This is a genomic window from Stenotrophomonas pictorum JCM 9942 (assembly GCF_001310775.1).
GTDB classification, from domain to species: Bacteria; Pseudomonadota; Gammaproteobacteria; order Xanthomonadales; family Xanthomonadaceae; genus Stenotrophomonas; species Stenotrophomonas pictorum.
The window spans coordinates 1-900 of sequence record NZ_BAZI01000679.1; the positions used below are offsets into that span (position 1 = coordinate 1).

The window sequence follows — 900 nt, forward strand, 5'->3', positions numbered from 1 at the left end:
GGCCAGCATCGACGAGGACCCGGGCGTGAAGTTCGTGCGCGGCGTCTACGCCGAGTTCAAGCGCCGTGGTTCACCAACCGTGGTGATGGGCGCCTCGTTCCGCTCCACCGCACAGATCGAGGCGCTGGCCGGTTGCGACCGTCTGACCATCTCGCCGGACCTGCTGGAAAAGCTGGGCGCCGATTTCGGCGAGCTGCCGCGCAAGCTGGTTGCTGGTGCTGCGGAGGCGGTGAATGCCGCCGCGATCGACCAAGCCCGGTTCGATGCCGATCTGGCCGCCGATCCGATGGCCACCGAAAAGCTGGCCACCGGTATTGATGCGTTTGCGAAAGATCTGCAGACGCTGCGCGCGCGCATCGCCGACGAACTGGCCCGCTGAGTCCAGGCAACACGCTGCATCAAGGAGCGGTGTGGGTTGCGACGGCCTGGCTGACAGGTCCGCGCGCAGCACACATCGCTTTTTGTTTGCCCGCTAGAAAATTCCCAGTTCCAGCCCGGCTCCCAGCAGCGCGCCCAGTTCATGGCCCCGCGCCAGTTGCTCTGCAGGCAGCGTCTTGGCCGCGGTGATCGCCTCGGCGGTCTGCGCCTGCGTGCATACCCGCAGCGGTTCGGCCACTTCGCGCAAGCGCAATCCCAGCGCGATACGGCGCAGCTGGGCGATGGTCGCCTGGCCGTCGGAACCGGCGCAGACCAGCAGCGCATACGGCTTGCCGTCGCAGCGGCCCAGCAGCGGGTAATAGCTGCGGTCGAAGAAATCCTTCATCGCCCCGCTCATCGAGGCCAGCGTCTCGGGCGTGGCAAACAGCACCGCATCGGCGCTCAGCACATCCCCAGCGCCGGCCTCGGCCGCGCGCAAGGAACGCACCTGTAACGCATCCCCGGCCGCCTCGTGCGCGCCGG

The 900-nt window shown here is 67.8% G+C and carries 2 protein-coding genes; one reads left to right on the forward strand and one right to left on the reverse strand.

Annotation, left to right across the window (positions count from 1 at the left end; genetic code table 11):
* The coding region (locus tag JCM9942_RS17005) for a transaldolase family protein (protein WP_304941174.1) at nucleotides 1-379 on the forward strand (379 nt) is incomplete at its 5' end.
* 93 nt (nucleotides 380-472) lie between these two features.
* Here JCM9942_RS17005 and JCM9942_RS17010 read toward each other — a convergent pair.
* The coding region (locus JCM9942_RS17010) for a flavodoxin family protein (RefSeq protein WP_083468613.1) at nucleotides 473-900 on the reverse strand (428 nt) is incomplete at its 5' end.